Here is a 26,271-nt window from a genome sequence, read left to right as displayed (position 1 = left end):
TTCTTCCACTATTTATTGCGTCTATCAGGGGATGAAATAAATACAAAAAGCCGTGGCGGTGGCTGTCGGCTTCGCCTTGGCGTGGATGGTGCGCACCCCTGGCAACTCTGTAGGAGTTGCGATTTCATAGCCCAGGGTTGAGGTGCGCAGCGCCTCTACCCTGGGTACATATATAATAAGGTGTAGCAACTCTGTAGGAGTTGCGTTTAGCCGAAGGCGTTACCCGTAGCAGGATAATGGGTAGGAATGGGTAGGCGGAAACCATAAGATTGAGTATAACGCCTGCGGCTAATCGCAACTCCTACAGAGTTGCCAGGTTAGTGGGGGCAGTTACTCAGGGTAGCGTGCTTCGCCCGCAACCCTGGGCTGGGGAATCGCAACTCCGTCAGAGTTGCTGCTGCTTGCGGGCCGCTGTTTATATGTACTCCTTCCGTTGCTGCTCCTTGCGGGCTGCTGTTTGTATGTACCCCTTGCGTTGCTGCTGCTTACGGGCTGCTGTTTACATGTACTCCTTCCGTTGCTGCTGCTTACGGGCTGCTGTTTACATGTACTCCTTCCGTTGCTGCTGCTTGCGGGCCGCTGTTTACATGTACTCCTTCCGTTGCTGCTGCTTGTGGGCCGCTGTTTACATGTACTCCTTCTGTTGCTGCTACTTCCGGGCAGCTCTTCACATGTACTCCCTGCGTTGCTGCCGCTTAGAAGGGCCTGGTTGCGTGTCTCAGCCTCCATTTATTGCGTCTATAAGGGGATGACATAAACACAAAAAGCCGTGGCGGTGACTGTCGGCTTCGCCTTAGTGTGGCTGGTGGTTCCGCCAGTCGGAAAATGAGTTTCCCTCCGTGTCGTCTCCGCCATCCCCACCGTCATGCATGGCATGACGCCATCCGTCGTGACGGTAAAAAAAGCGGCCTTTGGCCGTTCAAAAAGTCCTGCTTTCGCCGGTACAAAAAACAGCTGCTTATTGGACGCCTCTCTCCGGCTCTCCCTTGGGGACTTCTGTTTCCCTCTGTCCATGCGCATCGGCCGATGTGGATGTCGCTGTCGACCGATGTGGATGTCGCTGTCGACCGATGTGGATGTCGTTGTCGGCCGGCGGGCAGCGCTTTGGGGCATTACTGCGCTTCTCACTGACTGGACTACGGACATGATGCATGTCATGCTGTTCTCGGCGATTACGTGCAGCGCTGTGGGTGTCGCCGCGCGTTTGCAGACTGCCATTCCGACACTCGCAATCATTATTGCTGGCTCGTATCATTTGATACGTGGGCTCGTGCCTATTGTCACGTGAGCTCGTGCCTTATGATACGTGGGCTCGTTTCAAATGATACGAGGTGGCGATGTGGGTTCGGGCGGGCGTGGGTGTGATGGTGACGATGCGTGAATGTGGCTTGGGGGCGGCCGCAACAGCAAGGGCAGGGTGGCGAGGGGATAAAAAGAAATGTCCATCCAATCGGCTGTCGCTTCTCGGATGGACATTGTCTGTCAAACTGTTTCCTATAAAAGTATTATGTATATCTTAGCATCTGTCCTGGGCGCAGACGTGTGGTCTTGCGCAGATGATTGAGCTTGCAGAGCTTGTTGATGGTGGTGCCACGCTTGTTGGCGATTGACGAGAGGGTCTCTCCCTTTGCCACCTTGTGATACTGCTTCTCGCTGCGGGCTGCTGCGGGCTCTGGCTCTTCGTCGCTGCCAGTCACCTCGGCACGTGTATAAGTTTCCTTGTACTTTCCGCGCAGGCGTGTGGCCTCTTCGCCGTCAGTACGGTAGGTGTCGCGACGGAACATGTAGGTGTCGCAGGTGATATCCTGCTCTCTGAAGTTGAAGAAGATGGCGGGGTTGAGTGCAACGCCACACAGACGGGTCTCGAAGTGGAGATGCGAACCCGAGCTGCGGCCTGTGCTTCCTCCCAGACCTATCACCTCGCCAGCCTTTACCGTCTGGTTCTCGGTCACGAGCTGCTTTGAGAGGTGTCCATAGATAGTTTCCAGTCCGTTGGGGTGACGAATAACGATGTATTTGCCATATCCTGCGCGCTCATATTTGACGATGCGCACCTTGCCGGCGAATGCGGCGCGGATGGTGTCACCGATATACACCTTGATGTCCAGTCCCTTGTGCTGGCGGCCCCATCGGGGACCGAAGTTGGAGGTGATGATGCGGCTGGGGGTAGGCATGGCAAAGTGGCGGAGGTCTATACGGAACGAGTCGGGCAATTCGGTTGCCTTGTGGGCGTAAGTATTGTTCCACTCGTCATAGAGTTCTGCCGAGGGTGAAATCTCATTTTCTCTGTTGATAAGGCTCTGAAGCGCCAGAGTGTCTACGCGCTTCATGCGGCGGTCAATGGGAGCCTGGCGGGCAATAAGGTCTTGCGCCACAGCCGGTACGGCTGCAAGCACCATAAGTCCCATTACGATTGTTCTTAATATTTTCTCCACTATTAATACTTTTTTTTAGGTCAGGGCTGGCTAAAAAGGGGCGTGGTCGCCAGCAGGTAATATGTAGAAAACGCTCCGAAAAGATTGTTTTGCAATTCAGACTTTACAAAGTTAGTGAAAAAATATGGGAAAGTGGTGATGTTTAACAGAATTTATGCCATAATTAACACAAATACCGTAAAAATCGGCTTGAGGTATATCAATTTTGGACCCAAAAAGGACAAAACCGCGTCAACTGATAGCCGACCAGTTGACGTTGCTCTTCCGGAGTTCCTTGAGTCGGTCCCAGAGCATCTTGTACTCGTTGCTGCTGCACTCGGGGTCGCGGTCGATGATGGCCTGTGCCTGTTCGCGGGCGAGCTGCACAATCTGTCCGTCGCGGGCTATGTCGGCTATCTTCAGGTCGAAGGCTATGCCGCTCTGCTGGGTACCCTCGAGGTCGCCGGGGCCGCGCAGTTTGAGGTCGGCTTCGGCTATGCGGAACCCGTCGTTGGTCTCGCACATGATGTCGATGCGCTTGCGCGTCTCTTCGCTCAGTTTGAATGTGGTTACCAGTATGCAGTAGCTCTGTTCGGCGCCACGGCCCACGCGCCCGCGCAGCTGGTGGAGCTGCGAGAGTCCGAACCGCTGTGCGTCGAGGATGACCATTACCGACGCGTTGGGCACGTTGACGCCCACCTCTATCACCGTGGTAGCTACCAGTATCTGGGTTTCGCCGCTGGCAAAGCGCTGCATCTCGGCGTCCTTGTCCTTGGGCTTCATGCGTCCGTGTACCTTGCTCAGGCGGTATTGTGGGAATATCTCGCGCATGGCCTCAAATCCGTCTTCGAGGTTCTTGAGGTCGCTCTTCTCGCTCTCTTCGATGAGCGGATATACGATGTAGACCTGTCGGCCGCTGTCTATCTGCTGACGTATGCCCTGGTAGAGGCTTGTGGTCTGTGTATCATACTTGTGGAGGGTCTGGATAGGTTTGCGGCCGGGCGGAAGTTCGTCGATAACGCTCACGTCAAGGTCGCCGTAGAGGGTCATGGCGAGCGTGCGGGGTATGGGGGTGGCTGTCATCACCAGGATGTGGGGTGGCATCTCGCTCTTGGCCCAGAGTCGGGCGCGCTGTGCCACTCCGAAGCGGTGCTGCTCGTCGACCACAGCCAGTCCCAGACGGGCAAAGACCACCGCGTCTTCGATGACGGCGTGGGTTCCCACGAGTATGTCTATCTCGCCCTTGGACAGACGGTCGAGTATGTCGGCGCGTCGTCGTCCTTTGACCACTCCGGTGAGCAGTTCTACGTGTATATCCATATCTCCCAGCATCTGGCGGATGGTGGCCAGGTGCTGCTCTGCCAATATCTCTGTGGGCGCCATGATGCACGCCTGGTAGCCGTTGCCTATGGCTATGAGCATGGCCATGAGCGCTACCAGCGTCTTGCCCGAGCCCACGTCTCCCTGCAGCAGCCGGTTCATCTGCCGGCCACTCGCCATGTCGTCTCTTATCTCCCGCACCACGCGCTTCTGTGCATTGGTGAGGTCGAAAGGCAGGTGGTTGCGGTAGAAGTCGTTGAGCTGGGCGCCGGCGCGACTGAAGATGTAGCCGCGATACTTGCGGCGGTGGTCGCTGGCGTAGCGCAGTATGTTGAGCTGCACATAAAAGAGCTCTTCAAACTTGAGGCGGTAGCGGGCCTGCTGCATTTCGCGGGCGTTGTGCGGGTAATGGATTTGGCGTAGTGCTTCGAGGCGCGAGATGAGGTGCAGAGGCCCAGTGATGTAGGGCGGCAGCGTCTCGGGCAGCGTCTCGGGCAGTTTGGTCACCAACGTCTTGGTCATCTTCTCCATCGCCCTCGAGTTTATCCCCGCCTTCTTCATGCGCTCGGTGGTCATGTAGTAGGGCTGCATGCCCATGTCGGAGAGCTGCAGTTGGGAAGCGTCGTCGATATCGGGGTGGGCAAACTGGTAGCGACCACCATAGACGGTGGGACGGCCAAAGACTATCAGCTCTTTGCCAATGGGGTAGTTCTTGTAGATATATTGGGCACCCTGAAACCATACGAGGTCGACCACGCCATGACCATCGCTGAAGTGGCCCACGATGCGCTTCTTGCGGGCACCCATGGCATATTCGTCGTAGCCCAACATGCGTCCGCGGATTTGGACAAAGGGCATGTCGCCACTGATTTCGCTGATGCGATAGATGCGGCTGCGGTCTACATATTTATAAGGAAAGTGCTCAAGCAGGTCACGCCAGGTCTGGATGCCAAGCTCTTTGCTCAGAATCTCCTTCTTCTTGGGCCCAACGCCCGGAAGATACATCACGTCCTGGTCGAGAATGTTCAGCACAGCGTTTCGGCTATCTTCAAATCAAAGGGTGTGGTAATCTTGATGTTCTCGCGGTTGCCTTCGACCATCTCCACGCTGCAGCCCATGGCTTCGACCACCGAAGCGTCGTCGGTAAACTCTTCGCGGAAGGGCTGGGTGAAGGCGCGCTTGAGCAGCGCGATGTCAAAGACCTGTGGGGTCTGCACGATGCGGTAGTCTGTGCGCAGCACGTTGTGGGCGGTGGTGGCAGAGTCGATGTGGCGCAGCGTGTCGGTGACCGGCATCACGGGGATGGCGGCTCCGTGGGCGCGGGCGGCATCGTAGCAGCGGCTTATCACCTCGGCAGCCACAAAGGGGCGCACCCCGTCGTGTATGCCCACGGTTCCCGTGGCGTCGTCGGGGATGGCGGCGAGTCCGTTGCGCGACGAGGCAAAGCGCGTGTCGCCTCCGTCTACCACCGTGTGGGCGATATCGAATGCGTATTGGCTGCACAGGTCGTGCCAGTATTGCTGCTGGTGGTGTGGGAGTACGAGTATAATCTGCATCGAGGGATTGCACTCATGAAAACGGCTGATGGTGCGCATCAGTACGGGCATTCCCTTGACGGGCAGAAACTGCTTGGGCACGTCGCTGCCCATGCGCAGCCCCTTGCCTCCGGCTACGATGATGATATAGTCCATGGCTGTCGTTGTGGGTTAACCTTTGTACATCATCTGGGCCTTGAGTTCTGCCACAGCTTCGGGTGCGACAAACTTGCCGAGGATGGCGTAGCCGAAGTCCATCGACGCGCCGGGACCCTTGCCCGTGATGATGTTGCCGTCGATGGTCACCTGTTCCTGGGTGTAGGTGGCGCCGGTCATGCGCTTCTCGAATCCGGGGTAGCAGGTGGCTCGCTTGCCCTCAAGGATGCCTATCGAGCCCAGCACCAGCGGTGCGGCGCAGATGGCGGCGACTATGCGGCCCTGGTTGTACTGCTCGAGCAGTATCTCGCGCAGCATCCTGTGCTTGTTCAGATTGGTGGCTCCTGGCAGACCGCCTGGCAGCAGCATGGCGTCGACGTCGCTGAAGTCGGCGATGTCCTCTATCCTCAGATCGGTCATGAGCTTGATGCCGTGGGTGGTTTCCACCATCTGCTCGCCGGTAATGCTCACTGTTTTTACCTCCAGTCCGCCTCGGCGGAGTATGTCTACGGGTGCCAATGCCTCTATGTCTTCGAAGCCATTGGAAAGAAATTCATATACTTTTGCCATAATTTCAACGTGTTTTACAACAAAAAGTAGTATTTTTGTCGCATCATTCACGTGCAAATGTACTAAATGTTTGGCATTTGTGAGCAAGAATGAGGAACAAAGATTAAAAAAAGATAACATTTATGGCGGCAAACGTGTTGCGGTTCGCTCTCTTCGGCAAGGAGTTCCAGGCGGGTAAGACGGTATCTATCCACCGGCTCATAGACAGTCTCAAGGCTCGTGGAGCCGAAATCTACATCGAGCGCACCTTCTTCCGGTACATCACATCGGCCTTGGGCATGGAGGTCGAGGTAAGCGGCGTCTTCGACAACTACAACTTCGACGTAGACTTCGTCATCTCCATCGGCGGCGACGGCACCTTCCTACGCGCAGCCAGCATGGTGGGAAGCAAGGCGACGCCCATAATCGGTGTCAACACAGGCAGACTGGGATTTCTGGCCGACATCCATCCCGACGAGATAGACCACGCCATCGCCGAGATAGCAGACGGGCACTACGCTGTGGAGCCCCATGCCGTCATCATGGTCGAGGCCGACGGCGAGATAATCGAGGGCAGCCCCTTCGCCCTCAACGACATCGCCGTGCTCAAGCGCGACAATGCCGCGATGATTTCCGTGCGCACCTGCATCAACGGCGAGTATCTGGTGACCTACCAGGCCGACGGGCTCATCGTCTCTACACCCACCGGTTCTACCGCCTACGGTCTCTCCAACGGCGGCCCCATCATCGTGCCCGATGCCGACATCCTCTGCCTTACTCCCGTGGCGCCCCACAGCCTCAATGTCCGCCCCATCGTCATCAACGACGACAGCGAGATAACGCTCGAGGTGGAGAGCCGGTCTCACAACTTCCTCGTAGCCATCGACGGCCGCTCGGAGAAGTTGCTCGAGAGCACGCGCCTTACCATCCGCAAGGCCCCCTATACCATAAATATAGTGAAGCGCGACAGCCGCAGCTACTTCTCCACCCTCCGCGAGAAGATGATGTGGGGCGCCGACCACAGATAGACCCACAACCACACCGAGAGTCATGAAGATAAAGATAGCCCAATGGATAACGCCCGCCAACTCGGCCTACACCACGCGCGACATCATGCGCTGGCTGTGGAAGATATGGCGGGGCAACCGACTGCAGACCATACTCAACGCATCGATGGGCATGGCTACGGTGGTGGTGAGTCTGGCCCAGGTGTGGGCGGTGAAGCGCGCCATCGACGTGGCTTCGGGCAACATCGAGGGCTCCATCTACTGGGCGGTGGCACTCATGGGTGGGCTGGTGCTCATCGACTTTGCCATCAACATATCCTCGGTCTGGATACGCAACGTGCTGGGCGTGAAGGCGCAGAACCGCATGCAGCAGTACATGCTCGACCGTATACTCCGCTCCGAATGGAACGGGCGCGAACGGCGACACTCTGGCGATGTCATCAACCGCCTCGAGAGCGACGTCAGCAATGTCGTCACCTTCATTACCGAAACCTTGCCCAATACGCTCAGTGTGGTGCTTCTCTTCTTCGGTGCTTTTGCCTATCTCTTTACTCTCGACCGGCTGTTGGCGGTCATCACCGTCGCTCTGCTGCCCCTCTTTGTGGTGCTCAGCAAGGTCTATGTGCGCCGTATGCGTCACCTCACCCGTCAGGTGCGCAACTCCGACTCCCAGGTGCAAAGCGTGCTGCAGGAAACCATCCAGCATCGGGTGCTCATCAAGACTCTGGAGAGCGACGACGCCATGGTGGGTAAGCTCGAGAGTACCCAGAGCCAGCTGCGGCGCAACGTCATCCAGCGCACACGCTTCAGCCTGCTCTCCAACTTCATCCTCAACTTCGGGTTCTCCCTTACCTATCTCATAGCCTTCCTCTGGGCGGCAGTGCGCATGTCCATGCACACGCTGTCGTTTGGCGGCATGACAGCCTACCTGCAACTCGTCAACCGCATACAGAGTCCGGCGCGCAACCTGAGCCGCATCGTGCCCGCCTTTGTCAGTGTCTTCACCGCTGCCGAGCGACTCATGGAACTCGAAGAGCCTCCCCTCGAAGAGCAGGGCGACCCCATCGTGGTCGAAGCACCCTGTGGTGTGAAGCTCGACGATGTGGGCTATGGTTATAATGACGGCGACGGACGCGTGATAGACCACCTGTCGTTCGACTTCCGTCCCGGCACCTGCACCGCCATCCTTGGCGAGACGGGAGCCGGCAAGACCACCCTTATCCGCCTCATCCTCGCCCTGCTCCGTCCCCAGGAGGGAGAGATAAACCTCTACCACGCCGACGGAGACGGCCAGCAACTGTCGCCGCGTATGCGTTGCAACTTTGTCTACGTGCCCCAGGGCAATACCCTCATGAGCGGCACCATCCGCGACAATCTGCTCATGGGCAGCCCTACCGCCACCGACGACGAGATGTTTGATGCGCTCCACCAGGCATGTGCCGACTTTGTCAGCCAGTTGCCCGACGGACTCGACACGCGTTGCTCCGAGTCGGGAGCCGGTCTGAGTGAGGGTCAGGCACAGCGTATTGCCATTGCCCGGGCCCTGCTGCGCAACCGCCCCGTGATGCTCTTCGACGAGGCTACCAGCGCCCTCGACATCGAGACCGAGCGCCGCCTGCTCGCCAATGTCCTGGGCAGCCGTCAGCACACTATCATCTTCATCACCCACCGTCCGGCGGTGGTGGAATACTGCGACGAGGTGCTGCGGCTCTAAGCGGCAGTGCCATCTGCAGTCTCCTGTCTCTGCAGAGACGACCTTAATGTTCTTATAGATTATGCGTATTTTCCACACCTTATTCTTATTGTTTTCCATGGTATGTCTGTATGGGCAGACCTATCCCTCCGACTCGCTCCAGCGGCGTATGCTCGACGACGAACGCCTCTTCCTCAGCCGTATGCCTACCGACCTGCAGCACAGACAGATGCTGGCGGTGCGCGCGGCTATCTCTGGCGACTGTGCAGCCTTGCAGCAAATCAGGCAGAGCCGCAACCAGCCGCCCCAGTTGCCCGACGGCGTCACCGCCACTTATCCCACCCCCGACATCTGCCTCTTCACGCCCTCCCGACCAGCCCTCCGCAAGCGTCCGCTGCTGCTCTATCTCCACGGAGGCGGCTGGTGCTTCGGCAGCATCAACAGTTGTGCGCGCTTCTGTGCCACTTTGGCGTTGAAGGCCGACTGCTGCGTGGCTGCCCTCGATTACCGCCTGTCGCCAGCCCATCCCTTTCCGGCTCCGCTCGACGACTGCCGCCGCGCCTTTGCCTATCTCCGCCAGCACGCCGATGCGTGGGGCTGCGACTCTACCCAGGTGGCGGTGGGAGGCGACAGCGCCGGAGGCAACCTTGCCCTCGCCACAGCCCTCTCGACCAAGGGTGTGAGCCGTGTTGTGCCCATCTATCCTGTCACCAGACTCTACACGCGTGTCACGCCATCGTGGACAGACTATGCCCAAGGCTATGGCGACGACGCCGAACTGCTTGAGGCTTTCTGCGAAGCCTACGCCCGTGGAGAGGAGCACAATCCGCTCGTCTCGGTCGAACTCGCCGCCGACGACACGCTGCGCTCCCTGCCGCCCATGTGCCTCATCTCTGCGGGTCACGACATCCTCTTCGACCAGACCACCCAATTGGCGCATCGGCTGCAGCTACTTGGCCACAGGCTCACTTACCATGTCTTCCCCACAGCCACCCATCTCTTCATCACCGTGCCCGGCCAGCCCACCGCCTTTGCCGAGGCAGTCAGCGCCGTTGCCCGCTTTCTCAATGCGCCTGCTGACGCGCTCGCCGAGGGTAGATAGCGCGCGGTGCCCATTATCCCCACTACGCAATCAGGCCTTGATGACCATAGCGAGTCATCAAGGCCTGATTGCGTGATGATGGTTGGACGCCCAACCTATGCTTCCCGATGTATGTAGGAGCCATTGGCCTGATGGGTGGCCAACACCAGCACCTCGGCTATCTGCACATGCTTCGGCGCCGATGCTGCATAGAATGCCACATCGGCTATGTCGTCGCCCGTAAGCGGCTTGACGCCTTTGTAGACATTGTCGGCACGCTCGTTGTCGCCATGGAAGCGCACGCGGCTGAAGTTTGTCTCCACCAGTCCGGGCTTCACGTTGGTCACGCGTACTTCCGTGTGGGCCACGTCGATACGCAGACCGTCGGTGAGGGCCTTCACGGCTGCTTTGGTGGCACAGTACACGTTGCCGCAGGCGTAAGCGGCGTCGCCCGCCACACTGCCTATGTTGATGACGTGGCCCCTGTTGCGCGCCACCATGCCCGGCACCACCAGTCGGGTCATCGTGAGCAGACCCTTGATGTTGGTGTCTATCATCGTGTTCCAGTCTGTCGGGTCGCCTTCATACTCCTTGTCCAGACCGAGTGCCAGCCCGGCGTTGTTGATGAGCACGTCTATCTCCTGCCATCCTTCGCCGAGCGACGCGATGGCCTTGGTGGTAGCCTCGGCGTCGCGCACGTCGAACGCCAGTGTCACCACCTCGGCGCCCATAGCCTCCAGCGTGGTCTTGATTTCCTCCAGCCTGTCGGCTCTGCGCCCTGTGATTATCAGATTGTATCCGCCTGCCGCAAACTTTCTTGCGCAGGCTTCGCCGATGCCACTTGTGGCACCGGTGATGAGAGCTGTCTTCTTCATTGTCATTGCCATTTGGGTTATGTTTTCCTCTGTGTCGCTATTGTTCCTCTGCCCGTTTGCCCGGCTCATAGTCTACGAAGTCGTAAGCCTGAGCGTGACGCTCGTCTTTGTCGTGGTGCTCGCGCCAGGTCTCGTGCCATCCGCTGTAGTCGGGGAAGAAGGCGTCGGCAGCCTCTGGCGTGTCGTCGACCTCGGTGAGGCAGAGCCGCTGAGCCCGGTCGAGCGCCTGGGCATAGATGCTGGCTCCACCTATTATATATATATCCTCGTCGTCGCCACAGTGGGCGAGTGCCTCGTCTATCGAGGCATAGGTGTCGCAGCCCGCAAACTCGGTGGCGGTGCGGCTCAGCACGATGTTGCGGCGGTTGGGCAGCGCGCCCTTGGGCAGCGACTCAAAGGTGTGGCGCCCCATGATGATGGTGTGCCCCGTGGTGAGCGCCTTAAACCGTTTCAGGTCATTGGGCAGCCAGTATATGAGTTTGTTGTCGATGCCTATGGCGCGGTTGCGTGCCACGGCGGCTATGATGTTGATGCGCATGTTTTCAGCGAGTGGTTATACCGACACCTGCGCGGCTATGTGTGGCCACGGGTCATAGTCGGTGAGTTGGAAATCTTCGTATTTGAAGTCAAAGAGACTCTTCACGTCGGGGTTCAGGTTCATCTTGGGCAGCGGTCGCGGTGTGCGTGTGAGCTGCAGACGGGCTTGCTCTATGTGGTTCAGATAGAGATGCGTGTCGCCGGTGGTGTGGATGAAGTCGCCGGCACGCAGTCCGGTCACCTGCGCCATCATCTGGAGCAGCAGCGCATACGAGGCGATGTTGAACGGCACACCCAGGAAGGTGTCGGCAGAGCGCTGGTAGAGCTGCAGACTCAGTCGGTCGTCAGCCACATAGAACTGGAAGAGGCAGTGACAGGGTGGGAGCGCCATCTCGTCGACCTCGGCGGGGTTCCAGGCCGACACAATCATGCGGCGCGAGTCGGGGTGAGTCTTCAGCGTGTCTATCACCTGCTGTATCTGGTCTATGGTGCCGCCGTTGTAGTCGGGCCACGAGCGCCATTGGTGTCCGTACACGGGGCCTAATTCTCCGTCTTCGTCGGCCCATTCGTTCCAAATCCTTACACCATGTTCCTGCAGATAGCGCACGTTGGTGTCACCGCGCAGGAACCACAGCAGTTCATAGATGATAGACTTGAGGTGCAGCTTCTTGGTGGTAAGAAGCGGGAAACCCTCTTCGAGATTGAACCGCATCTGATGGCCGAAGACACTCTTGGTGCCCGTACCTGTGCGGTCGGTCTTGGTGGCTCCTTCGGTAAGGATGCGGTCAAGCAGATTGAGATATTGTTTCATATATTGAGTATTGTCGGTATTTGTTCGGGCAGATGGGTGCTCTTGATACGCCATTCCTGGGGATAGAGGTTGTTGGCGCGGTTGCCCAGGTTCTTGGCAAATCCCAAGGGTATGCCGTGGTAGGTGATGAGCACGATGCCGCGCGGCGTGGCGGCGTCGAGCGTTATCGCTTCTTTGCGCAGATAGGCTATGGCTTGCCCGTATCCGACCTCTGCCTGTGCAAAGGCCGAGCGGTTGAGTGCGGTCGAGAGTGCCAGCGACTGGTGGGGCACCACGTCCTTACCCTTGACGGAGCCCAAGGTGATGCCGGCGTGCAGCAGATGCAGCGACTTCTCGGCGGCGCGATACTGTGCGAGCCACCATGTGGGGATGGCGCTTAGCGTGTCGCCCCTCTCGCAGAGGGTGAAGTGGTCGCTGTCGTTTATCCACGCCCCCACATCGGTGCGCGGTCGCGTCTTGGCGGGCTTGCCGCTGTCCTTGGCGCGACGCTCTGCCAGCACGGTGTCGTCGCTCTTGCGCAGCACAGCCATGCACAGCCCTTCGCTGCGCGAGCGACCGGGGATGAAGCGATACAGACTGTCTTCGCCCTTGAGCGCACCGGTGATGTTCCATTCCTCGCTGATGTCGATGTCCAGCACATTGGCTCCCAGTCCGCGTATCCATGCGATGTTGTCCTCGTTTTCCTGTTCGTTGAACGTGCAGGTCGAGTAGACCAGTATACCGCCAGGCCGCAGACAGGGCCAGATGTCTTCGATGATTTCGCGTTGCAGCCGGTAGCAGTTTTCCACGTTCTGCCGACTCCATTCGGCTATGGCGCCGGCGTCCTTGCGGAACATGCCTTCGCCCGAGCAGGGTACGTCGGCGACAATCAGGTCGAAGAGCAGCCCCGCTTTGCGGAAGTCGCGCGGGTAGTTGTTGGTGACCATCACGTCGGGGTGTCCGTACTTCTGTATGTTTTCGCTCAGTATCTGGGCGCGTTGGCGTATGGGCTCGTTGCATATCAGCAGACTGCCCTGGGGCAGCACCCCGCGCGCCGTGGTCGACTTGCCGCCGGGCGCAGCACACAGGTCGAGCGCTGTCACTGGCCGGTCGATGACCCGCGACAGCACATGGTGCAGAAACATTGACGCCGCTTCCTGCACATAGTAACAACCGGCATGAAGCAGCGGGTCGAAGGTGAAATTGGGACGCGACTCGAGCCAGTAGGCACCGTCGCACCAGGGCACGGGCGTGACTTGGCCCACAGGGCGGCCATCGGTCTTGAAGGGGTTGAGGCGCAGGCTTACCGAGGGTTCATCGTTGAGCCCGCCAACGAGCGTTTCGTAAAGCGCATCGCTCATCAACAGCCGCGTGGAGTCCGCAAAATCTTTAGGTATATCTATCATCTTCACGCTATTAACTTTGCAAAAGTAGGTTTTTTTTAGTTATTTTGCAACTAATTGGCGTCTCAATGCGTCTAATGGATAGAAAAAAACAAAACGAAGAAGATATGAAACGATTTATTCTGACACTTACAGTCATGCTGGCTTGCATCGCCATGAGCGTCGATGCCGCCCCACACCACCGCAACCACCTCGACGACGCTGTGGTGGCCGATACTGCCCACACCGGCATCGAGGCCTACTCCGACACCGCCTCCTGGGATGCTGCCTCCGCTGCCGACTCCACCTACTACGCCTCCACGCCGTATATGGACGACGACCTGGACGATTTCGGATCGTTTGTAGATTTCTGCAAGCCCCTCTTCGGCATGGGAGGCATTGCCATTGCCGTGATAGTATGCCTGTTAGTGCTGCTCTTCCTGGCAGCGCCTCTTATAGCCGTCATCCTCATCGTCCGCCATCTCATCAAGCAGCGCAACGACCGCATAGCGCTTGCCGAGAAGGCACTGGAGCACGGCCAGCCTATACCCTCACAACTCTGCGAGCAGGCTCTCGATACCAACGAGACCCTCTGGCGCAAGGGCATACGCAACGTGTCGATAGGCGTGGGCATGATAGTGATGTTCTACATCTGGAGTTCGAGCATGCTCATGGGCATCGGCGCCCTGGTGGCTTGCTATGGCGTGGGCCAGCTGGTCATCGTGCGCACCACGGGTGGCCGCCACACCGAAGCACCGCACGACGAGGAGAGCGACAACCAGTAACCACATTATTATATATAGATAGAGCGACGTGAGAAATCTCGAAGACATAGCATGGATTACCCAGGCGGCGATATTCCACAACCGGGCAGCCTTCGGGCGGCTGGTTGAGAAATACCAGGCCCAGGTGCGTCGCTTCTTCCTCAGCCAGACGCTGGGCGACACCCAGTTGAGCGACGACCTGGCCCAAGACACCTTCGTCAAAGCCTACCTCAACATCTCCCGCTTTCGTGGAGAGGCGTCGTTCAGCACGTGGCTGTTTCGTATAGCATACAATGTGTACTACGACCACGTGAAGACGCAGCACCCGACCGACTCTCTGGAAACGCCCGCGGTGATGGGGCGCAGTGGGAGAGACACCGACAGCGGACTGCAGATGGACTTGCGCCATGCGCTGGCGCTCCTTACCGACGCCGAGCGCACCTGCGTGGTGCTCCAGCTGATGGAGGGACAGAGCATAGACCACATCACCATGGTTACGGGTATGCGCGAGGGCACTGTCAAGTCGCATCTCTCGCGTGGAAAGAAGAAAATGGCCGATTATTTAAGACATAATGGATATGACAGACAATGATGACAGACTGATAGCACAGTTTATGACCGAGCACAAGCCCCAGGTGGCCGATATGGGTTTCACCCGTCGCGTGATGCGCCACTTGCCGCAGCACACCGACCGTCTTAATCGTTATTGGACGCTCTTCTGCTTCGCCATAGGGGCGCTGGCGGTGGCGATGATGGGGTCGCTGCCCCGACTGGGTTCGCTGCTCATGGGAGTCATGGGCGACTTGGTGGGCGTGGTGGCTGTCAACGACTGCGTGCGCCCCTCGACACTCCTTACGGTGGTCGTGGCGATAACCGCCATCAGCATCATTACCATCAGCCGCACTCCTGTGCATCATCGCCGATAGCCGTCCGCGGGCGGGGACTGTGGCTGCGCGCCGCGCCTGCATACTGCCGGGCAGAGGGTTCGTTGTACATTCACCTGTGGATGTACAGCGAACCCTCTTTGGTACATCCATGACGGTGGTCGTGGCTCACGTTGTTGCGCAGCGTGTGGATGCGGTGATGCTCATTGGCTTCATCCTTGTGCTTGCCATCATTGCCGGCTCGTAACGTAAGGCACGAGCCCACGTGGCTTATGATACGAGCCCACGTTTCTTCCGTCACGAGCCCTCGTGCCTTCCGTTACGAGGCGATAGAGATGGTCAGCACGTTGGTAAAGGTGGTCTCGGCGCCGCCCAAGATATGCCCGGCGCCGCTCTTTGTACACTCTGTATCGTTATCGTTACTCACAGCATGGCTGCCCTTGGTGCCAGTTTTCCCCACGGTCTGCAGTGACAAAGCCCTGACTCTTGCGAGCCAGGGCTTTGTCGTCTGTGGGAAAAAGAGGTTATGCTATAGGGTGATGAGGCTATGCTGTGGAGTGATGAGGCTATGCGCCTGCTGTGTGGGCGCGGTGGTGTGGGGCTACTCGATGATGATGTTCAGCCCGTCGTCGCCCTCGTGCTTGTCGGTGGTGGCAGGCTTGGGTCTCTTCTTGAGTTTGCCGTGCTCGTCGAACAGTCCGTAGGTGGTACGCAGCACGATAAACTCGGTGCGGCGGTTCAGCTGGTTGGCTATCTCCTGCTTGTCCTTGTCCAGATGGCTGATAAACTCTTCGGTCAGCACGTCGCCCTCCTTGAGCCACGTGAGCCGCTCGGTGAGCTTGCGCCGTATGGTCTTGGGCTTCTCCTTGCCGTAGCCCACGGGCGTGAGCCGGTCGCGGGCTATGCCCTTGGCGGTGAGATAGTTGACCACAGCCTCGGCGCGGCGCTGCGAGAGCCGTTTGTTGTACTCGGCGCTGCCCTTGTAGTCGCAGTGGGCGCTCAGCTCGATGGTCACATTGCCGTTCTCGTTGAGCAGCGTCACCAGTTCGTCGAGCGCCTTGGTCGACTCGGGGCGCAGCGTGGCCTTGTCGAAGTCGTAGAAGATGTTGTCTATCAGCACCGGTGCGGTGATAGATACCAGCGGGAACTGCAGCACCGTCTCTTCCGACTCTTCGGTGGGCCGTACGGTGAGTTCTTCCTTATGGTTGAGGAAGCCCTTGCAGGTGGCGAGCATCACATAGCTCACTCCGGGCTTGACCACCTGGGTGAACGAGCCGTCGCTCTTGAGCGTCAGTCGGCGGTTGGTGCCGTCGTTGCCTACCATGTAGACCTCGGCCTGCGGCAGTTCGTATCCCTCGGCCTCGTAGACCCATCCCTTGACGGTGTTGACCACCTCGGGGTTCTCAAACGCGTATATATGGTCCCATCCGCGGCCGTCGCCACGGTTGGACGAGAAGTAACCCCGGTTGTGGGGTCCCTCAAAGGTCATGCCGAAGTCATCGCCGTGGGAGTTGAGCGGGTAGCCGGGGTGGTAGAGCTGGTAGCGGCCCTGCTTGTTGACCTTGGCGATGAAGATATCCAGTCCTCCCAGTCCGGAATGGCCGTTGCTCGAGAAGTAGAGGTCGCCGTTGGGGCGGAAGGTGGGAAACATCTCGTCGCCGGGGGTATTGATGGGCTCGCCCAGGTTTTCCACGCCGCCCAGTCCGACCGATGTGATGCGCACGCGCCAGATGTCCATGCCTCCCTTGCCACCTGGCATGTCGGAGACGAAGTACAGCCACTCGCCGTCGGGCGATATGGCGGGGTGGGCATAGCTTGACAGCGTGTCGCGGGTGAGCTCCAGCTTGGTGGGCTTGCTCCATGCGGCGTCGCTGCGGTTGGAGGTGACTATCTCTGCATATCGGGGCGACGAGGGGTCGGTCACACACTGGGTGAGATACATCTCACGGCCGTCGGGGCTGATGCAGCATGCGCCCTCGTCGTAGGCGGTGTTGAGGCCGCCGCTCACGGGCTCGGGCTTGGACCACTTGCCCTTGTCGTCCTTGACCGAGACGAAGATGTCGGCATTCTTGGTGCCCGTGATGCCACTCAGCTCGTCGCCCTCGGCCTCGTTGCGCGTCGAGGAGAAGTAGAGGTGGTCCAGGGCGTCGCCTGCCAGCACCGGGCTGTAGTCGGCCCGTCGCGAGTTGAAGACATCCATCCTCTTGACCTTGTATCGCGAGCCCGCCTGCTTGATGGTGGGTGCGTTGAGCGCCGACTGCAGTCCGCTCTTGGCCAGCTCGTTGTCGGGCATCGAGTCGAGCACTGTCCTGAACATGTCGGCAGCCTCCTTGTACGACGCACTCTTGAGCAGCTGTCGGCCATAAGCCAGACGGTCTTCGAGCCCAGCCTGTCCGTATCTGAGGGCATTGGCGTAGGCAGAGTTGGCTCGCTGCGACTGGTTGATGCGCTCGTAGCAGCGCGCCATCTTGAGCGCCACCTTGCCGCGCTGCTCCCGCTCCTTGGGCGAGAGCTGTCGGTAAGCCTTGCGATACTGCACGGCGGCATCATAGTATTCGCCCAGTGCCTGGTGCTTGTCGCCTTTGCGCACGGCACGCTCGGCACCACAGCCGCTCAAGGAGAGCAGCGTGGCGACAAGGATGAGAGTATATAACAGGTGTTTCATCTTTGAGTCTTTTACAAAGATAACGCCGGAATTGGCGATTTATTGCCCCAGGGTCAGTCTATTCCTAACCAGTAGCGGCTCCAGGGCAGGCGACCGAGGCACCATACTGCGGCATAGGTGGTGGCGGTGGTGCTGAGGGCTATCATCGGCACCAGGGCAGCCATGGGCGCAGCGCCGTCGTAGAGGTCGTGGAAGGCGTTGAGTATCATGATGTGGGCCAGATACATGGCGTAGCTGCACGTAGATACCGAGATGACCAGCCGGCCTATGGTCGAGGTGGCGCTGAGGCGTACGCGGCTTAACGCGCCAAAGGTGCCGAGCGTCATCATCATCACGTTGACGGAGCAGAAGTCCCAGGGCACCTCAAGCTCTATGGCATCCTTGGCAAAGGAGTCGAAGTAGAGGAAGGCCTGGGCAGTAAACAGATAGCCCACCACCAGCAGTGCCATCGACACCGACAGTCGCGGACATCCGTAGCGTCGCAGATAGTGGCCCAGGACGAAGTAGCCGCCGAAGCCGGTGTAATAGTAGAACGCTGGGGTGACGTTCCACGACGCCTCGCCCCACAGCGCGATGCCTGCATGGTGCAGATAGGGCAGCAGGGTGGTAAGCATCCACAGCGCCAGATAGCCCTGGAGTTCGCGCTTGCCACACTGGCGCAGCCAGGGCGAAACGATGGGCGCCAGCAGATACACGCCGATGAGCATGTAGATATACCAGAGGTGGCCCACCTCGACTCCGTAGTTGAGCGGGATGCGGCACACGCTGGCGATGCAGGTGGCGATGCCGTCGCCGCTACGCAGCATGAAGTAGACGGCATAGGCCACGCACCAGAACACCCACGGGAAGAGGATGCGGGTGAAGCGGCGGCGGAAGAAGGTGGCGGTAGAGGTGGAGACGGGCAGCAGCAGATAGCCCGAAATCATTACAAAAAGCGGCACACAGATGCGTGCCACGCTGTTCATCCATGTCAGCAGTGGGATGTTGGCATGGATTACGCTCAGGTTGTCTCCGATGTAGTAATACTCGCTGGCGTGCTGCCACAGCACCAGCACGATGGCGACCACTCTGATGAGGTCGAGCGCTATATTGCGCGTAGGTTTGCAGGTAGAGGTCATTATTGTGTCTTGTTGTCGTTGTTGAGAGGCTGTCGCCAGTCACATCCCTCGCGCCAGCGGCTGCAACCATAGGCGGTCTTGCCCTTGATGATGGTGCCCTGGCCACACTTGGGGCAGGGGCGGCCCACCATGGGGTCGGCGGGCTGTGCGTCGGGTGCAGGTGTGACGGGCTTGGGGGTAGAGTCGGCGGCTTTGGGTTTGGCGTCGGCGGGCTTGGCTGCCGGCTTGCGGGGTGCGGCCTTGCGCTTGGCTGGCTTCTTCTTGAGGTCCTCGTCGGTGGTCACGGTGACACGCCGGTTGGAGTTGTCGCGCAGCACATCGTTGACGATGTCGGTGATTTGCACCTTGAGCTCGTTGACAAACTGCGAGGCGTCGTACTTCTTGTGCTCTATGTCGCGCAGCTTCTTCTCCCAGATACCCGTGAGCTCGCAGCTGGTGAGCAGCCGCTCGTGTATCATGTCTATCAGCTGTATGCCGGTGGGCGTGGCTATGAGGTTCTTGCGCTCGCGGCGTATGTAGTGGCGCTTGAAGAGCGTCTCGATGATGCCGGCTCGCGACGATGGGCGTCCGATGCCGTTCTCCTTGAGCGCGGCGCGCAGTTCCTCGTTGTCCACAAACTTGCCTGCTGTCTCCATGGCTCTCAGGAGCGTGGCCTCGGTGTATGGCTTGGGTGGCGTGGTCTGCTTCTCGGTAAGAGTAGGCGTGTGGGGACCCTCTTCGCCCTTGACAAAGGCTTCGAGGGTGCGCTCTTCGTCGTCTTTCTCGGCCTCGTCGTCCTTATGGGTGTCTCGGGCATAGACCTGACGCCATCCGGGGTCAAGAATTTCCTTTCCCGACACCTTGAAGTCTATCTTGTCTACGGCTCCCGTCACCGTGGTGGTGGCAAAGGCACAGTCGGGGTAGAAGGCGGCGATGAAGCGGCGCACGATGAGGTCGTAGACATTGTGCTCGAGGTCGGTGAGTCCTCTCGCCTCCTGTCCGGTGGGAATGATGGCGTGGTGGTCGGTCACCTTGGAGGTGTCGAAGATACGCTTGGGCTTGATGAGGGGCTTCCCGGCTATCGGTCGCATCAGTTCGTGATAGCTCTTGAGCCCGTTCATGATGCCTGGACACTTGGGATAGATGTCGTCGGAGAGGAATTGGGTGTCGACACGAGGGTAAGTAGTGAGCTTCTTCTCATAGAGAGACTGGATAATGTTAAGCGTCATCTCGGCAGAGTAACTGAACTTCTTGTTGCAGTCTACCTGGAGCGAGGTGAGGTCGTAGAGGTGGGGTGGGGCTTCGGTTCCCTTCTTCTTCTGCACGCCTGTCACTCTGAAGGGTTTGCCCTCGATGGTGGCAAAGGCCTGCTCGCCCTCTTCGCGGGAGGTGAACTTGCCCTGTGTCGCAGTAAACTGAGTGTTGCGATATATCGTCGCCAGTACCCAATATGGCTCGGGTTTGAACTGGTCTATCTCCTTCTGTCGGTTAACGATAAGTGCCAGCGTGGGAGTCTGCACTCGGCCGATGCTCAGCACCTGTCGGTTCTGTCCATACTTGAGCGTATAGAGTCGGGTGGCGTTCATGCCCAGCAGCCAGTCGCCCACGGCTCGCGAGAGTCCGGCCAGGTAGAGCGAGTTGTAATCTTCCTGCTCGCGCAACTTGGCAAAGCCTTCGCGTATGGCCTCGTCGGTCATCGACGATATCCACAGTCGCTTGACGGGGCAGGTGGCCCTTGCCATCTGCATCACCCACCGCTGTATGAGCTCACCCTCCTGTCCGGCGTCACCGCAGTTGACGATGCTGTCGGCCTGGGTCATGAGTTTCTGGATGACTGCAAACTGCTTCTTGATGCCCTGGTCGTCTATGAGCTTGATGCCGAATCGTGGCGGAATCATGGGTAGCGCGGCAAGGCTCCAGTGCTTCCAGTTCTCGGCGTAGTCGTTGGGCTCCTTGAGGCAGCACAGGTGGCCGAAGGTCCACGTCACCTGATACCCGTTGCCCTCCATGTATCCGTCGCGCGCCGAGGTGGCGCCGATGATGCGGGCAATGTCTTTGGCCACACTGGGTTTCTCTGCTATACAAACTATCATCTGTCTTGTCCTTAATCTTTGCTGTGGTTGCAAAGTTACTAATTAATGGCGAAACGGACAACTTACTGCCCTTTTCTCTTTCCTGTGCATCAATAATATATACAAAAAAGCTGGAGGTACTCTCCTGCTTGGTGAGAGTAATCTCCAGCTTTGCAGAGGCATCCTCCAGCGTCGGGGAGATGTCCTCTGTATGTGTAGATGCGGTGGCGGTGGCGGCAGTGGCTCAGGCGCGTTTCCACTTGAGCCGCAGACTGTTGAGCACCACGCTCACGCTGCTCATGGCCATCAGTGCGCTTGCCCACATGGGCGTAATCTGGAAGTCGGTGACGGCGTAGAGGGCTCCGGCGGCAAGGGGGATGCAGACGAGATTGTAGATGAACGCCCAGAAGAGGTTCTGGCGAATCATGCCTACCGTCTGGCGCGACAGACTGAAGGCTTCGGCAATGCGGCGCAGGTCGTTGCCCATGAGGGTGACCTGTGCCACGTCCATCGCTACATCGGTGCCGCGGCCCATGGCTATGCCCACATCGGCGGCTGCCAATGCCTGACTGTCGTTGATGCCGTCGCCCACCATCGCCACATGCCTGCCCTCGGCCTGCAGACGGGCCACCATGTCCTGCTTGTCCTGTGGCATGACGCGGCTGCGCCAATGGTCTATGCCAGCCTGCTTGGCCCAGTAGACGACAGCCTCGTCGCGGTCGCCGCTCATCATATAGATGTCTATACCCTGACTCTTGAGTTGCGCGATGGCCTCGCGGGCGTGGGGCTTCAGATTCTCGCGTCGGCTTACGTCGTCGCTGTCGGCGGCATCGGCGGCAGGGAGAGTGAGGGTGCCCGTCTTGTCGATGACGATGGCATCGATGTGGCGCATGGTCTCGAGCGCGGTGGCGTCCTTGATGAGTATGCCCATGCGTGCTGCACGCCCTATGCCCACCATGAGTGCTGTGGGGGTGGCGAGTCCCATGGCGCAGGGACAGGCGATGACCAGCACCGACACCGCCGACATGACGGCTCGGGGCAGCTGGCTCATGCCGCCGACCGTGAGCCACACCATGAGGGTGAGCGCCGAGAGGGCAAGTACCGTGGGCACGAAGATGGCGGCTATCCTATCGACTACACGCTGCACGGGAGCCTTGGAGCCCTGGGCCTGCTGCACCATGCGGATAATCTGTGCCAGCATGGTCTTGCTGCCTACCTCGCGGGCGGTGAAGCGCAAGGCGCCGCTGACGACGATGGTGCCCGCCAGCACGCGGTCGCCGGCATGCTTGGCTACAGCCTGGGGCTCACCGCTTATCATGCTCTCGTCTATCGTCGCTGTGGTGTCGCCCCAAGCGGTGACCACGCCGTCGACAGCCACTTTCTCTCCGGCTCTCACCTCGACGCAGTCGCCGGGTTGCACAGCAGCGAGAGGCATCTCGACGAGAGCGTCGCCGCTCACCACGCGCGCTGTCTTGGGAGCCAGGCCCATGAGCGAGCGTATGGCTGAGGCTGTGCTGTGCTTGGCGCGCTCCTCGAGCATGCGGCCCGTGAGCACGAAGGTGAGTATCATGACTGTGGCATCATAGTAGGTGTGCCACTCCATGCCCGAGGCAGTCCATACGTCGCCCCAGAAGGTGTTGAAGAAACTGAAGCCGAAGCTGATAATCGTGCTCATCGCCACGAGAGTGTCCATGTTGGCTGTGGCATGCAGCGTCTGTCGCCATGCTGAGCGATAGATGTCGCGTCCGCACCACACCATAGCCGCCAGAGCTATCAGCATGGATAGCTGGTTGGCTGCATCGGCGCTGCCCGTCTCTATCCACCCCATGCCTATGGTCATGCAGAGCAGCGAGAGCAGCCACGCCACCGCCACCTTGCGTCTCAGGCGCTGATACTGCCGTCGCTCGATGGCTTCTACGTTGCGGTCTTGCTCTATCACCAGGTCGTAGCCCGCCTGGGCCAACCGCTCCTTCATCGCCTGGGGCGAGGTGAGGTGCTCGTCGTAGGTCACCGTCACGGTGCGAGCGGCGAGATTGACGCTGGCTGTCGTCACGCCCTCCATGCGCGAGAGGGTGCGCTCTACGGTGCCGGCACATCCGGCACACATCATGCCGAGTACGGCTATCGTGCGTGTAGTCATATCCTTATACCTTATTATATATATGTTATTACCTTATTATATATATAGATCCGACGCCAAACACCATGAGGGTGGCAGCGACGACGATGTGTGCAAAGTTACACAACTCTGCGCAGAATGCAAACGGTTGGGACTGGAAATCAGAGGTCAGTGCCACACTTCGCGCCATGACTCCCTATGCCACAGGTGGTGTAGCCAGGCGTAGGGACGGCGTTGCTGCGGGTAGTGCGGGTTGTACTGGTTGGCGTAAGCCTCGCGCTCAAAGGCGAGGTTGGCATAGCTCTTGTAGCCGTCACGGCAATAGGCCAGACGGAGCAGCCACTCGACGGCATACCACAGGTAGAAAAAGATGTAGAGCATCTCGCGCTGCTGCAGGGTGTGTATATACTCGTGACGGGCACTGACACTATTCAGCGGACCTTTGGCGAAAACGACGCCAAAGAGGTTGATGGCATAGAAACTCTTACCTAAAGGCAGGTGGTTGACACAATATACTCTCATGACAATAACTTTAGCCTTGCGGCGCAATACACATTCATTGAATACACTGCTGCAAATGTATTACTTTTTTGTGAAACCGCTCCATTTTTCCCCCTCTTTTTTTCTATCCATCATTACTTTTATCGTGTCGGGGAATGGGGTGGGCGTTGAGATCATCATCGCTGTGACGGCGATGATGGCCGCCACGATGCGTGTAAGAGTGTTAAATTTATCGTTAAACGATAATAAAACTGGAGTTTTGCTTGGTGGTTACAGAGATAATCTCTACCTTTGCCATATCGTTATTCGATAAATAATATACAATTAACAATAAGTTATTAATAATTATCAAGAAAACAGATGAAACGTAAGTTCAACTTCTATTGTATTCTGCTGTTGATAGCCGTGGCTTTCTCTCTCTTCACGGCTGCCCAGCACTTTGTCGAAGGCTTTAACAGCGGTTATGCCGACGCCACCCTTGAGTTTCAGGACCGTGCCACGGGCAAGACCTGCAAACCCTACATTCTGGACTTGCGTTCGCACAACCCGGCACGCCGCGAACTGGCGATGACCAACACGATGACTGGCAATACCGACTCGCTGCGCGTGAGCAAGGTGACCGCTTGGGTGGTCGCCGAAGGCACGGGTAGCACGCCGGTGCTGGTCACCATAGGCAATATGCTGGTGCTGCTGGCGATGTCGGGTTGTTGTTTAGCTTTCTGGGTAGTCTTCATCCGGCTGGTGCTTGCCGTAAACCGAGGTGAAGACTTCGGCGAGTCTGCCACTCGTCGGCTGCGGCTGATGGGTTGGTACATCATAGCCATCTATCTGGGCGAATGGCTGTTGCTGGCCTTTGACACTACGCCCGCCGTGGCCTATGCCGGCTACGACGTGAGCCTCCACAGCGAGATAGACAGTATGCTGCTCGTCATAGGGTTGGGCTTGCTCATGGTGAGCCAGCTCTTTGCCGTGGGCCAGAAGATGAAAGAAGAAAACGACCTTACCATATAAACAGTACCAATCATGGCAATCATAGTAAATGTAGACGTGATGATGGCCCGGCGCAAGATGTCGTCGGGCGAGTTGGCCGAGCGGGTGGGTATCACTCCCGCCAACCTCTCGGTACTCAAGACGGGCAAGGCCAAAGCCATACGCTTCACCACCCTTGAAGCCATTTGTCAGGCTCTCGACTGCCAGCCCGGCGATATACTCGAATATCGTGCCGACGATGACGGTCAGCATGCCCCTTGAGGTCAAGTCAGGTGAAGTGTTCACCAGTTGGCAGCCGGCAGTTGGCTCAAGGGCTTTTCTCACCACGCCGACCACCCCGTCAACCATCATTTCCGCCAACTGAGGAAGCGAAATCGCGCCAACTGAGGAAGTGAAAATGCGCCAACTGAGGAAATAAAAATGCGCCAACTGAGGAAATAACAGAAAAAAGATGTATATTTGCAGCTGTAAATCAAATCATTTGAAGATATGGAGTACAAACATAGAATAGCAGACCAAATGCTTGCAAAGAAGTTGGCAAGCAAAGGAGCCATATTGATAGAAGGTCCCAAGTGGTGCGGGAAGACCACCACCGCCGAACAGCAGGCAAACAGCATCTTGTATATGGATAATCCTACGTCGTTGGCAACCAATCTGGAGATGGCGGAGATTGACGCTTCCGTGTTGCTGGATGGCGATACTCCGAGACTGATTGACGAGTGGCAGTTGGCGCCGAAGCTGTGGGATGCCATAAGGTTTGAGATTGACCATAGGCGCGAGGTTGGGCAATTTGTCTTGACAGGTTCTGCCGTTCCCGCGGAAGAAAAAGAGATACACCACTCTGGCACAGGACGGTTCAGCTGGTTGACCATGCGTCCAATGAGCCTCTATGAGTCAGGAGAGTCAAATGGCGGTGTTAGCTTGGCTCATCTGTTTGGAACTCCTGAAAAAATTGTCGCCGTAAACAAGCTGAAGATAGATGACATTGCCTTCTTGATTTGCCGTGGTGGCTGGCCCTTCGCATGCAATTTGCAAGGCGAGGCTGCCCTGGCGCAAGCGTTCGATTATGTGGACGCCATTATCAAAAAAGATATTTCCCGAGTGGATGGAGTTAACCGCAATAGTACGACAACGAGGCTGCTTTTGCGTTCATACGCCCGTAACCAAGGTTCGCAGGCAACCATCGGAACTATAGTGGCAGACATGATGACCAATGATGAAAATGAAATAAGCGTAAAGACGGCAGGCGGTTATTTGGAGGCATTGCGAAAGATATTTGTCATAGAGGACTCTGAGGCTTGGAACCCCAACCTCCGCTCAAAGACAGCCATCCGCACGGCCAACACCCGATACTTCATAGACTCTTCGATAGGCACCGCAGTATTGGGACTTGGTCCAAATGACCTTATTGGCGACCTCAACACTATGGGGCTCTTCTTTGAGACCCTGTGTATCCGTGACTTGCGGGTATTTGCAGATGCGCTGGATGGTGCGGTGTATCATTATCGAGACAAGAACGGGCTGGAATGTGATGCCGTGATACATCTCCGTAATGGAAAATACGGACTTGTTGAGGTTAAGCTGGGTGGTGACAGGCTCGTCAATGAAGGTGCTGCCAATCTGTTGACTCTTAAGGAAAAAATAAATACAGAAAAGATGAACGAGCCCTCCTTCATGATGGTGCTTACAGGTACAGGCGATTATGCCTATCGAAGAAAAGATGGCGTATTCGTAGTTCCCATTGGATGTCTGAAAGACTGAAGCAGACAAGAAAACAATCTCATAAAGGCCCACCCTGACGAGGATAGCCTCTACCATCATCGTGGCACTCTGGACGGAA

General features: G+C 58.0%; 26 protein-coding genes. 10 read left to right on the top strand and 16 right to left on the bottom strand.

Going from position 1 to position 26,271, the window contains the following annotated elements; genetic code table 11:
- Positions 1-24: 24 nt before the first annotated feature.
- From CIK87_RS14360 to CIK87_RS07515, 5 genes are all read right to left on the bottom strand, one after another.
- Positions 25-189, bottom strand: a complete 165-nt coding sequence (locus tag CIK87_RS14360) for a hypothetical protein (RefSeq protein WP_158216220.1) — start codon at positions 187-189, stop codon at positions 25-27.
- Between the two features lie 1,316 nt (positions 190-1,505).
- Positions 1,506-2,408: a M23 family metallopeptidase gene (locus tag CIK87_RS07530; RefSeq protein ID WP_094386677.1), complete on the bottom strand. Its 903-nt coding sequence runs from the start codon at positions 2,406-2,408 to the stop codon at positions 1,506-1,508.
- 258 nt (positions 2,409-2,666) lie between these two features.
- The gene (gene recG / locus CIK87_RS07525) at positions 2,667-4,763 is read right to left on the bottom strand and encodes an ATP-dependent DNA helicase RecG (protein ID WP_173823490.1); all 2,097 of its coding nucleotides are present in this window, start codon (positions 4,761-4,763) and stop codon (positions 2,667-2,669) included.
- Entirely contained in the window at positions 4,760-5,425 is a 666-nt protein-coding gene (locus CIK87_RS07520) for a 2-C-methyl-D-erythritol 4-phosphate cytidylyltransferase (RefSeq protein WP_094386676.1), read from the bottom strand. Before CIK87_RS07520 ends, recG begins: the two co-directional genes overlap by 4 nt.
- A 15-nt stretch (positions 5,426-5,440) precedes the next feature.
- Entirely contained in the window at positions 5,441-5,995 is a 555-nt protein-coding gene (locus CIK87_RS07515) for a DJ-1 family glyoxalase III (RefSeq protein WP_022309704.1), read from the bottom strand.
- 122 nt (positions 5,996-6,117) lie between these two features.
- On the opposite strand from CIK87_RS07515, the gene CIK87_RS07510 reads away from it, so the two are divergent.
- The 3 genes from CIK87_RS07510 to CIK87_RS07500 all read left to right on the top strand — a co-directional run bounded on the left by CIK87_RS07510 (position 6,118) and on the right by CIK87_RS07500 (position 9,776).
- Positions 6,118-7,002 (top strand): NAD kinase, encoded by an 885-nt coding sequence (locus CIK87_RS07510; protein ID WP_094386675.1) that lies wholly within the window; start codon positions 6,118-6,120, stop codon positions 7,000-7,002.
- A gap of 22 nt (positions 7,003-7,024) precedes the next feature.
- Positions 7,025-8,695 carry an ABC transporter ATP-binding protein gene (locus CIK87_RS07505; protein ID WP_094386674.1) on the top strand — a complete coding sequence of 557 codons (1,671 nt, stop codon included), beginning with the start codon at positions 7,025-7,027 and terminating at the stop codon, positions 8,693-8,695.
- Between the two features lie 61 nt (positions 8,696-8,756).
- Positions 8,757-9,776 (top strand): alpha/beta hydrolase, encoded by a 1,020-nt coding sequence (locus CIK87_RS07500; protein WP_094386673.1) that lies wholly within the window; start codon positions 8,757-8,759, stop codon positions 9,774-9,776.
- Between the two features lie 95 nt (positions 9,777-9,871).
- Here CIK87_RS07500 and CIK87_RS07495 read toward each other — a convergent pair whose 3' ends face one another.
- Genes CIK87_RS07495 through CIK87_RS07480 form a run of 4 tightly spaced genes read right to left on the bottom strand, consistent with a single transcriptional unit; the run spans position 9,872 to position 13,363 of the window.
- Positions 9,872-10,630 carry an SDR family oxidoreductase gene (locus CIK87_RS07495; RefSeq protein ID WP_094386672.1) on the bottom strand — a complete coding sequence of 253 codons (759 nt, stop codon included), beginning with the start codon at positions 10,628-10,630 and terminating at the stop codon, positions 9,872-9,874.
- 37 nt (positions 10,631-10,667) lie between these two features.
- The gene (locus CIK87_RS07490) at positions 10,668-11,168 is read right to left on the bottom strand and encodes a dihydrofolate reductase (RefSeq protein WP_022309699.1); all 501 of its coding nucleotides are present in this window, start codon (positions 11,166-11,168) and stop codon (positions 10,668-10,670) included.
- Positions 11,169-11,183: 15 nt separating this feature from the next.
- Positions 11,184-11,978 carry a thymidylate synthase gene (locus CIK87_RS07485; protein ID WP_094386671.1) on the bottom strand — a complete coding sequence of 265 codons (795 nt, stop codon included), beginning with the start codon at positions 11,976-11,978 and terminating at the stop codon, positions 11,184-11,186.
- Complete coding sequence (locus CIK87_RS07480) at positions 11,975-13,363, bottom strand: hypothetical protein (RefSeq protein WP_371327114.1); 1,389 nt, start codon at positions 13,361-13,363, stop codon at positions 11,975-11,977. The genes CIK87_RS07485 and CIK87_RS07480 overlap by 4 nt, the downstream gene beginning before the upstream one ends.
- Positions 13,364-13,467: 104 nt before the next feature.
- On the opposite strand from CIK87_RS07480, the gene CIK87_RS07475 reads away from it, so the two are divergent.
- From CIK87_RS07475 to CIK87_RS07465, 3 genes are read left to right on the top strand one after another with little or no spacing between them, the layout of a single operon-like run.
- The gene (locus CIK87_RS07475; protein ID WP_144008145.1) at positions 13,468-14,124 is read left to right on the top strand and encodes a DUF6249 domain-containing protein; all 657 of its coding nucleotides are present in this window, start codon (positions 13,468-13,470) and stop codon (positions 14,122-14,124) included.
- Between the two features lie 28 nt (positions 14,125-14,152).
- On the top strand, positions 14,153-14,695 hold the full coding sequence (locus CIK87_RS07470) for an RNA polymerase sigma factor (RefSeq protein WP_094386669.1): 543 nt from the start codon (positions 14,153-14,155) through the stop codon (positions 14,693-14,695).
- The gene (locus CIK87_RS07465; protein ID WP_158216219.1) at positions 14,682-15,029 is read left to right on the top strand and encodes a DUF5056 domain-containing protein; all 348 of its coding nucleotides are present in this window, start codon (positions 14,682-14,684) and stop codon (positions 15,027-15,029) included. The genes CIK87_RS07470 and CIK87_RS07465 overlap by 14 nt, the downstream gene beginning before the upstream one ends.
- 70 nt (positions 15,030-15,099) lie before the next feature.
- Here CIK87_RS07465 and CIK87_RS13990 read toward each other — a convergent pair whose 3' ends face one another.
- The 7 genes from CIK87_RS13990 to CIK87_RS07440 form a co-directional block, all read right to left on the bottom strand.
- Positions 15,100-15,288 (bottom strand): hypothetical protein, encoded by a 189-nt coding sequence (locus tag CIK87_RS13990; RefSeq protein ID WP_144008144.1) that lies wholly within the window; start codon positions 15,286-15,288, stop codon positions 15,100-15,102.
- Between the two features lie 18 nt (positions 15,289-15,306).
- Complete coding sequence (locus CIK87_RS14355) at positions 15,307-15,462, bottom strand: hypothetical protein (protein WP_158216218.1); 156 nt, start codon at positions 15,460-15,462, stop codon at positions 15,307-15,309.
- Between the two features lie 126 nt (positions 15,463-15,588).
- Positions 15,589-17,652 carry an OmpA family protein gene (locus CIK87_RS07460; RefSeq protein WP_094386667.1) on the bottom strand — a complete coding sequence of 688 codons (2,064 nt, stop codon included), beginning with the start codon at positions 17,650-17,652 and terminating at the stop codon, positions 15,589-15,591.
- 53 nt (positions 17,653-17,705) lie between these two features.
- On the bottom strand, positions 17,706-18,770 hold the full coding sequence (locus tag CIK87_RS07455) for an acyltransferase (RefSeq protein ID WP_094386666.1): 1,065 nt from the start codon (positions 18,768-18,770) through the stop codon (positions 17,706-17,708).
- Positions 18,770-20,842, bottom strand: a complete 2,073-nt coding sequence (locus CIK87_RS07450) for a DNA topoisomerase 3 (RefSeq protein ID WP_022309500.1) — start codon at positions 20,840-20,842, stop codon at positions 18,770-18,772. The genes CIK87_RS07455 and CIK87_RS07450 overlap by 1 nt, the downstream gene beginning before the upstream one ends.
- A gap of 223 nt (positions 20,843-21,065) precedes the next feature.
- Positions 21,066-22,961 carry a cation-translocating P-type ATPase gene (locus CIK87_RS07445; protein ID WP_094386665.1) on the bottom strand — a complete coding sequence of 632 codons (1,896 nt, stop codon included), beginning with the start codon at positions 22,959-22,961 and terminating at the stop codon, positions 21,066-21,068.
- Positions 22,962-23,108: 147 nt separating this feature from the next.
- Complete coding sequence (locus CIK87_RS07440; RefSeq protein WP_022309498.1) at positions 23,109-23,462, bottom strand: hypothetical protein; 354 nt, start codon at positions 23,460-23,462, stop codon at positions 23,109-23,111.
- On the opposite strand from CIK87_RS07440, the gene CIK87_RS07435 reads away from it, so the two are divergent.
- From CIK87_RS07435 to CIK87_RS07420, 4 genes are all read left to right on the top strand, one after another.
- Positions 23,461-23,754 carry a hypothetical protein gene (locus tag CIK87_RS07435; protein WP_094386664.1) on the top strand — a complete coding sequence of 98 codons (294 nt, stop codon included), beginning with the start codon at positions 23,461-23,463 and terminating at the stop codon, positions 23,752-23,754. The two genes, CIK87_RS07440 and CIK87_RS07435, sit on opposite strands and share 2 nt — an antisense overlap.
- A gap of 47 nt (positions 23,755-23,801) precedes the next feature.
- A complete protein-coding gene (locus CIK87_RS07430) occupies positions 23,802-24,452 on the top strand; it encodes a DUF2975 domain-containing protein (RefSeq protein WP_022309497.1) in 651 nt (216 codons plus the stop codon).
- A 12-nt stretch (positions 24,453-24,464) separates the two neighbouring features.
- Positions 24,465-24,692, top strand: coding sequence for a helix-turn-helix transcriptional regulator (locus tag CIK87_RS07425; RefSeq protein ID WP_022309496.1), 228 nt, complete (start codon positions 24,465-24,467; stop codon positions 24,690-24,692).
- A gap of 228 nt (positions 24,693-24,920) precedes the next feature.
- Positions 24,921-26,192: an ATP-binding protein gene (locus CIK87_RS07420; protein WP_022309495.1), complete on the top strand. Its 1,272-nt coding sequence runs from the start codon at positions 24,921-24,923 to the stop codon at positions 26,190-26,192.
- Positions 26,193-26,271: the final 79 nt, after the last annotated feature.

It is taken from the genome of Prevotella sp. P5-64 (genome assembly GCF_002251285.1).
GTDB lineage: Bacteria > Bacteroidota > Bacteroidia > Bacteroidales > Bacteroidaceae > Prevotella.
This window is presented reverse-complemented; position numbering and strand designations above follow the sequence as displayed.

Bases quoted from the DNA above. Each gene is read 5' to 3' on its own strand.
- CIK87_RS07420 (WP_022309495.1), top strand. From the start codon at position 24,921: ATGGAGTACAAACATAGAATAGCAGACCAAATGCTTGCAAAGAAGTTG.
- CIK87_RS07475 (WP_144008145.1), top strand. From the start codon at position 13,468: ATGAAACGATTTATTCTGACACTTACAGTCATGCTGGCTTGCATCGCC.
- CIK87_RS07505 (WP_094386674.1), top strand. From the start codon at position 7,025: ATGAAGATAAAGATAGCCCAATGGATAACGCCCGCCAACTCGGCCTAC.
- CIK87_RS07455 (WP_094386666.1), bottom strand. From the start codon at position 18,770: ATGACCTCTACCTGCAAACCTACGCGCAATATAGCGCTCGACCTCATC.
- CIK87_RS07440 (WP_022309498.1), bottom strand. From the start codon at position 23,462: ATGAGAGTATATTGTGTCAACCACCTGCCTTTAGGTAAGAGTTTCTAT.
- CIK87_RS07520 (WP_094386676.1), bottom strand. From the start codon at position 5,425: ATGGACTATATCATCATCGTAGCCGGAGGCAAGGGGCTGCGCATGGGC.
- CIK87_RS07510 (WP_094386675.1), top strand. From the start codon at position 6,118: ATGGCGGCAAACGTGTTGCGGTTCGCTCTCTTCGGCAAGGAGTTCCAG.
- CIK87_RS07490 (WP_022309699.1), bottom strand. From the start codon at position 11,168: ATGCGCATCAACATCATAGCCGCCGTGGCACGCAACCGCGCCATAGGC.
- CIK87_RS07485 (WP_094386671.1), bottom strand. From the start codon at position 11,978: ATGAAACAATATCTCAATCTGCTTGACCGCATCCTTACCGAAGGAGCC.
- CIK87_RS07460 (WP_094386667.1), bottom strand. From the start codon at position 17,652: ATGAAACACCTGTTATATACTCTCATCCTTGTCGCCACGCTGCTCTCC.
- CIK87_RS07435 (WP_094386664.1), top strand. From the start codon at position 23,461: ATGACAATAACTTTAGCCTTGCGGCGCAATACACATTCATTGAATACA.
- CIK87_RS07430 (WP_022309497.1), top strand. From the start codon at position 23,802: ATGAAACGTAAGTTCAACTTCTATTGTATTCTGCTGTTGATAGCCGTG.
- CIK87_RS07465 (WP_158216219.1), top strand. From the start codon at position 14,682: ATGACAGACAATGATGACAGACTGATAGCACAGTTTATGACCGAGCAC.
- CIK87_RS07530 (WP_094386677.1), bottom strand. From the start codon at position 2,408: ATGGGACTTATGGTGCTTGCAGCCGTACCGGCTGTGGCGCAAGACCTT.
- CIK87_RS07480 (WP_371327114.1), bottom strand. From the start codon at position 13,363: ATGATAGATATACCTAAAGATTTTGCGGACTCCACGCGGCTGTTGATG.
- CIK87_RS07425 (WP_022309496.1), top strand. From the start codon at position 24,465: ATGGCAATCATAGTAAATGTAGACGTGATGATGGCCCGGCGCAAGATG.
- CIK87_RS07515 (WP_022309704.1), bottom strand. From the start codon at position 5,995: ATGGCAAAAGTATATGAATTTCTTTCCAATGGCTTCGAAGACATAGAG.
- CIK87_RS07450 (WP_022309500.1), bottom strand. From the start codon at position 20,842: ATGATAGTTTGTATAGCAGAGAAACCCAGTGTGGCCAAAGACATTGCC.
- CIK87_RS07500 (WP_094386673.1), top strand. From the start codon at position 8,757: ATGCGTATTTTCCACACCTTATTCTTATTGTTTTCCATGGTATGTCTG.
- CIK87_RS07445 (WP_094386665.1), bottom strand. From the start codon at position 22,961: ATGACTACACGCACGATAGCCGTACTCGGCATGATGTGTGCCGGATGT.
- CIK87_RS07495 (WP_094386672.1), bottom strand. From the start codon at position 10,630: ATGAAGAAGACAGCTCTCATCACCGGTGCCACAAGTGGCATCGGCGAA.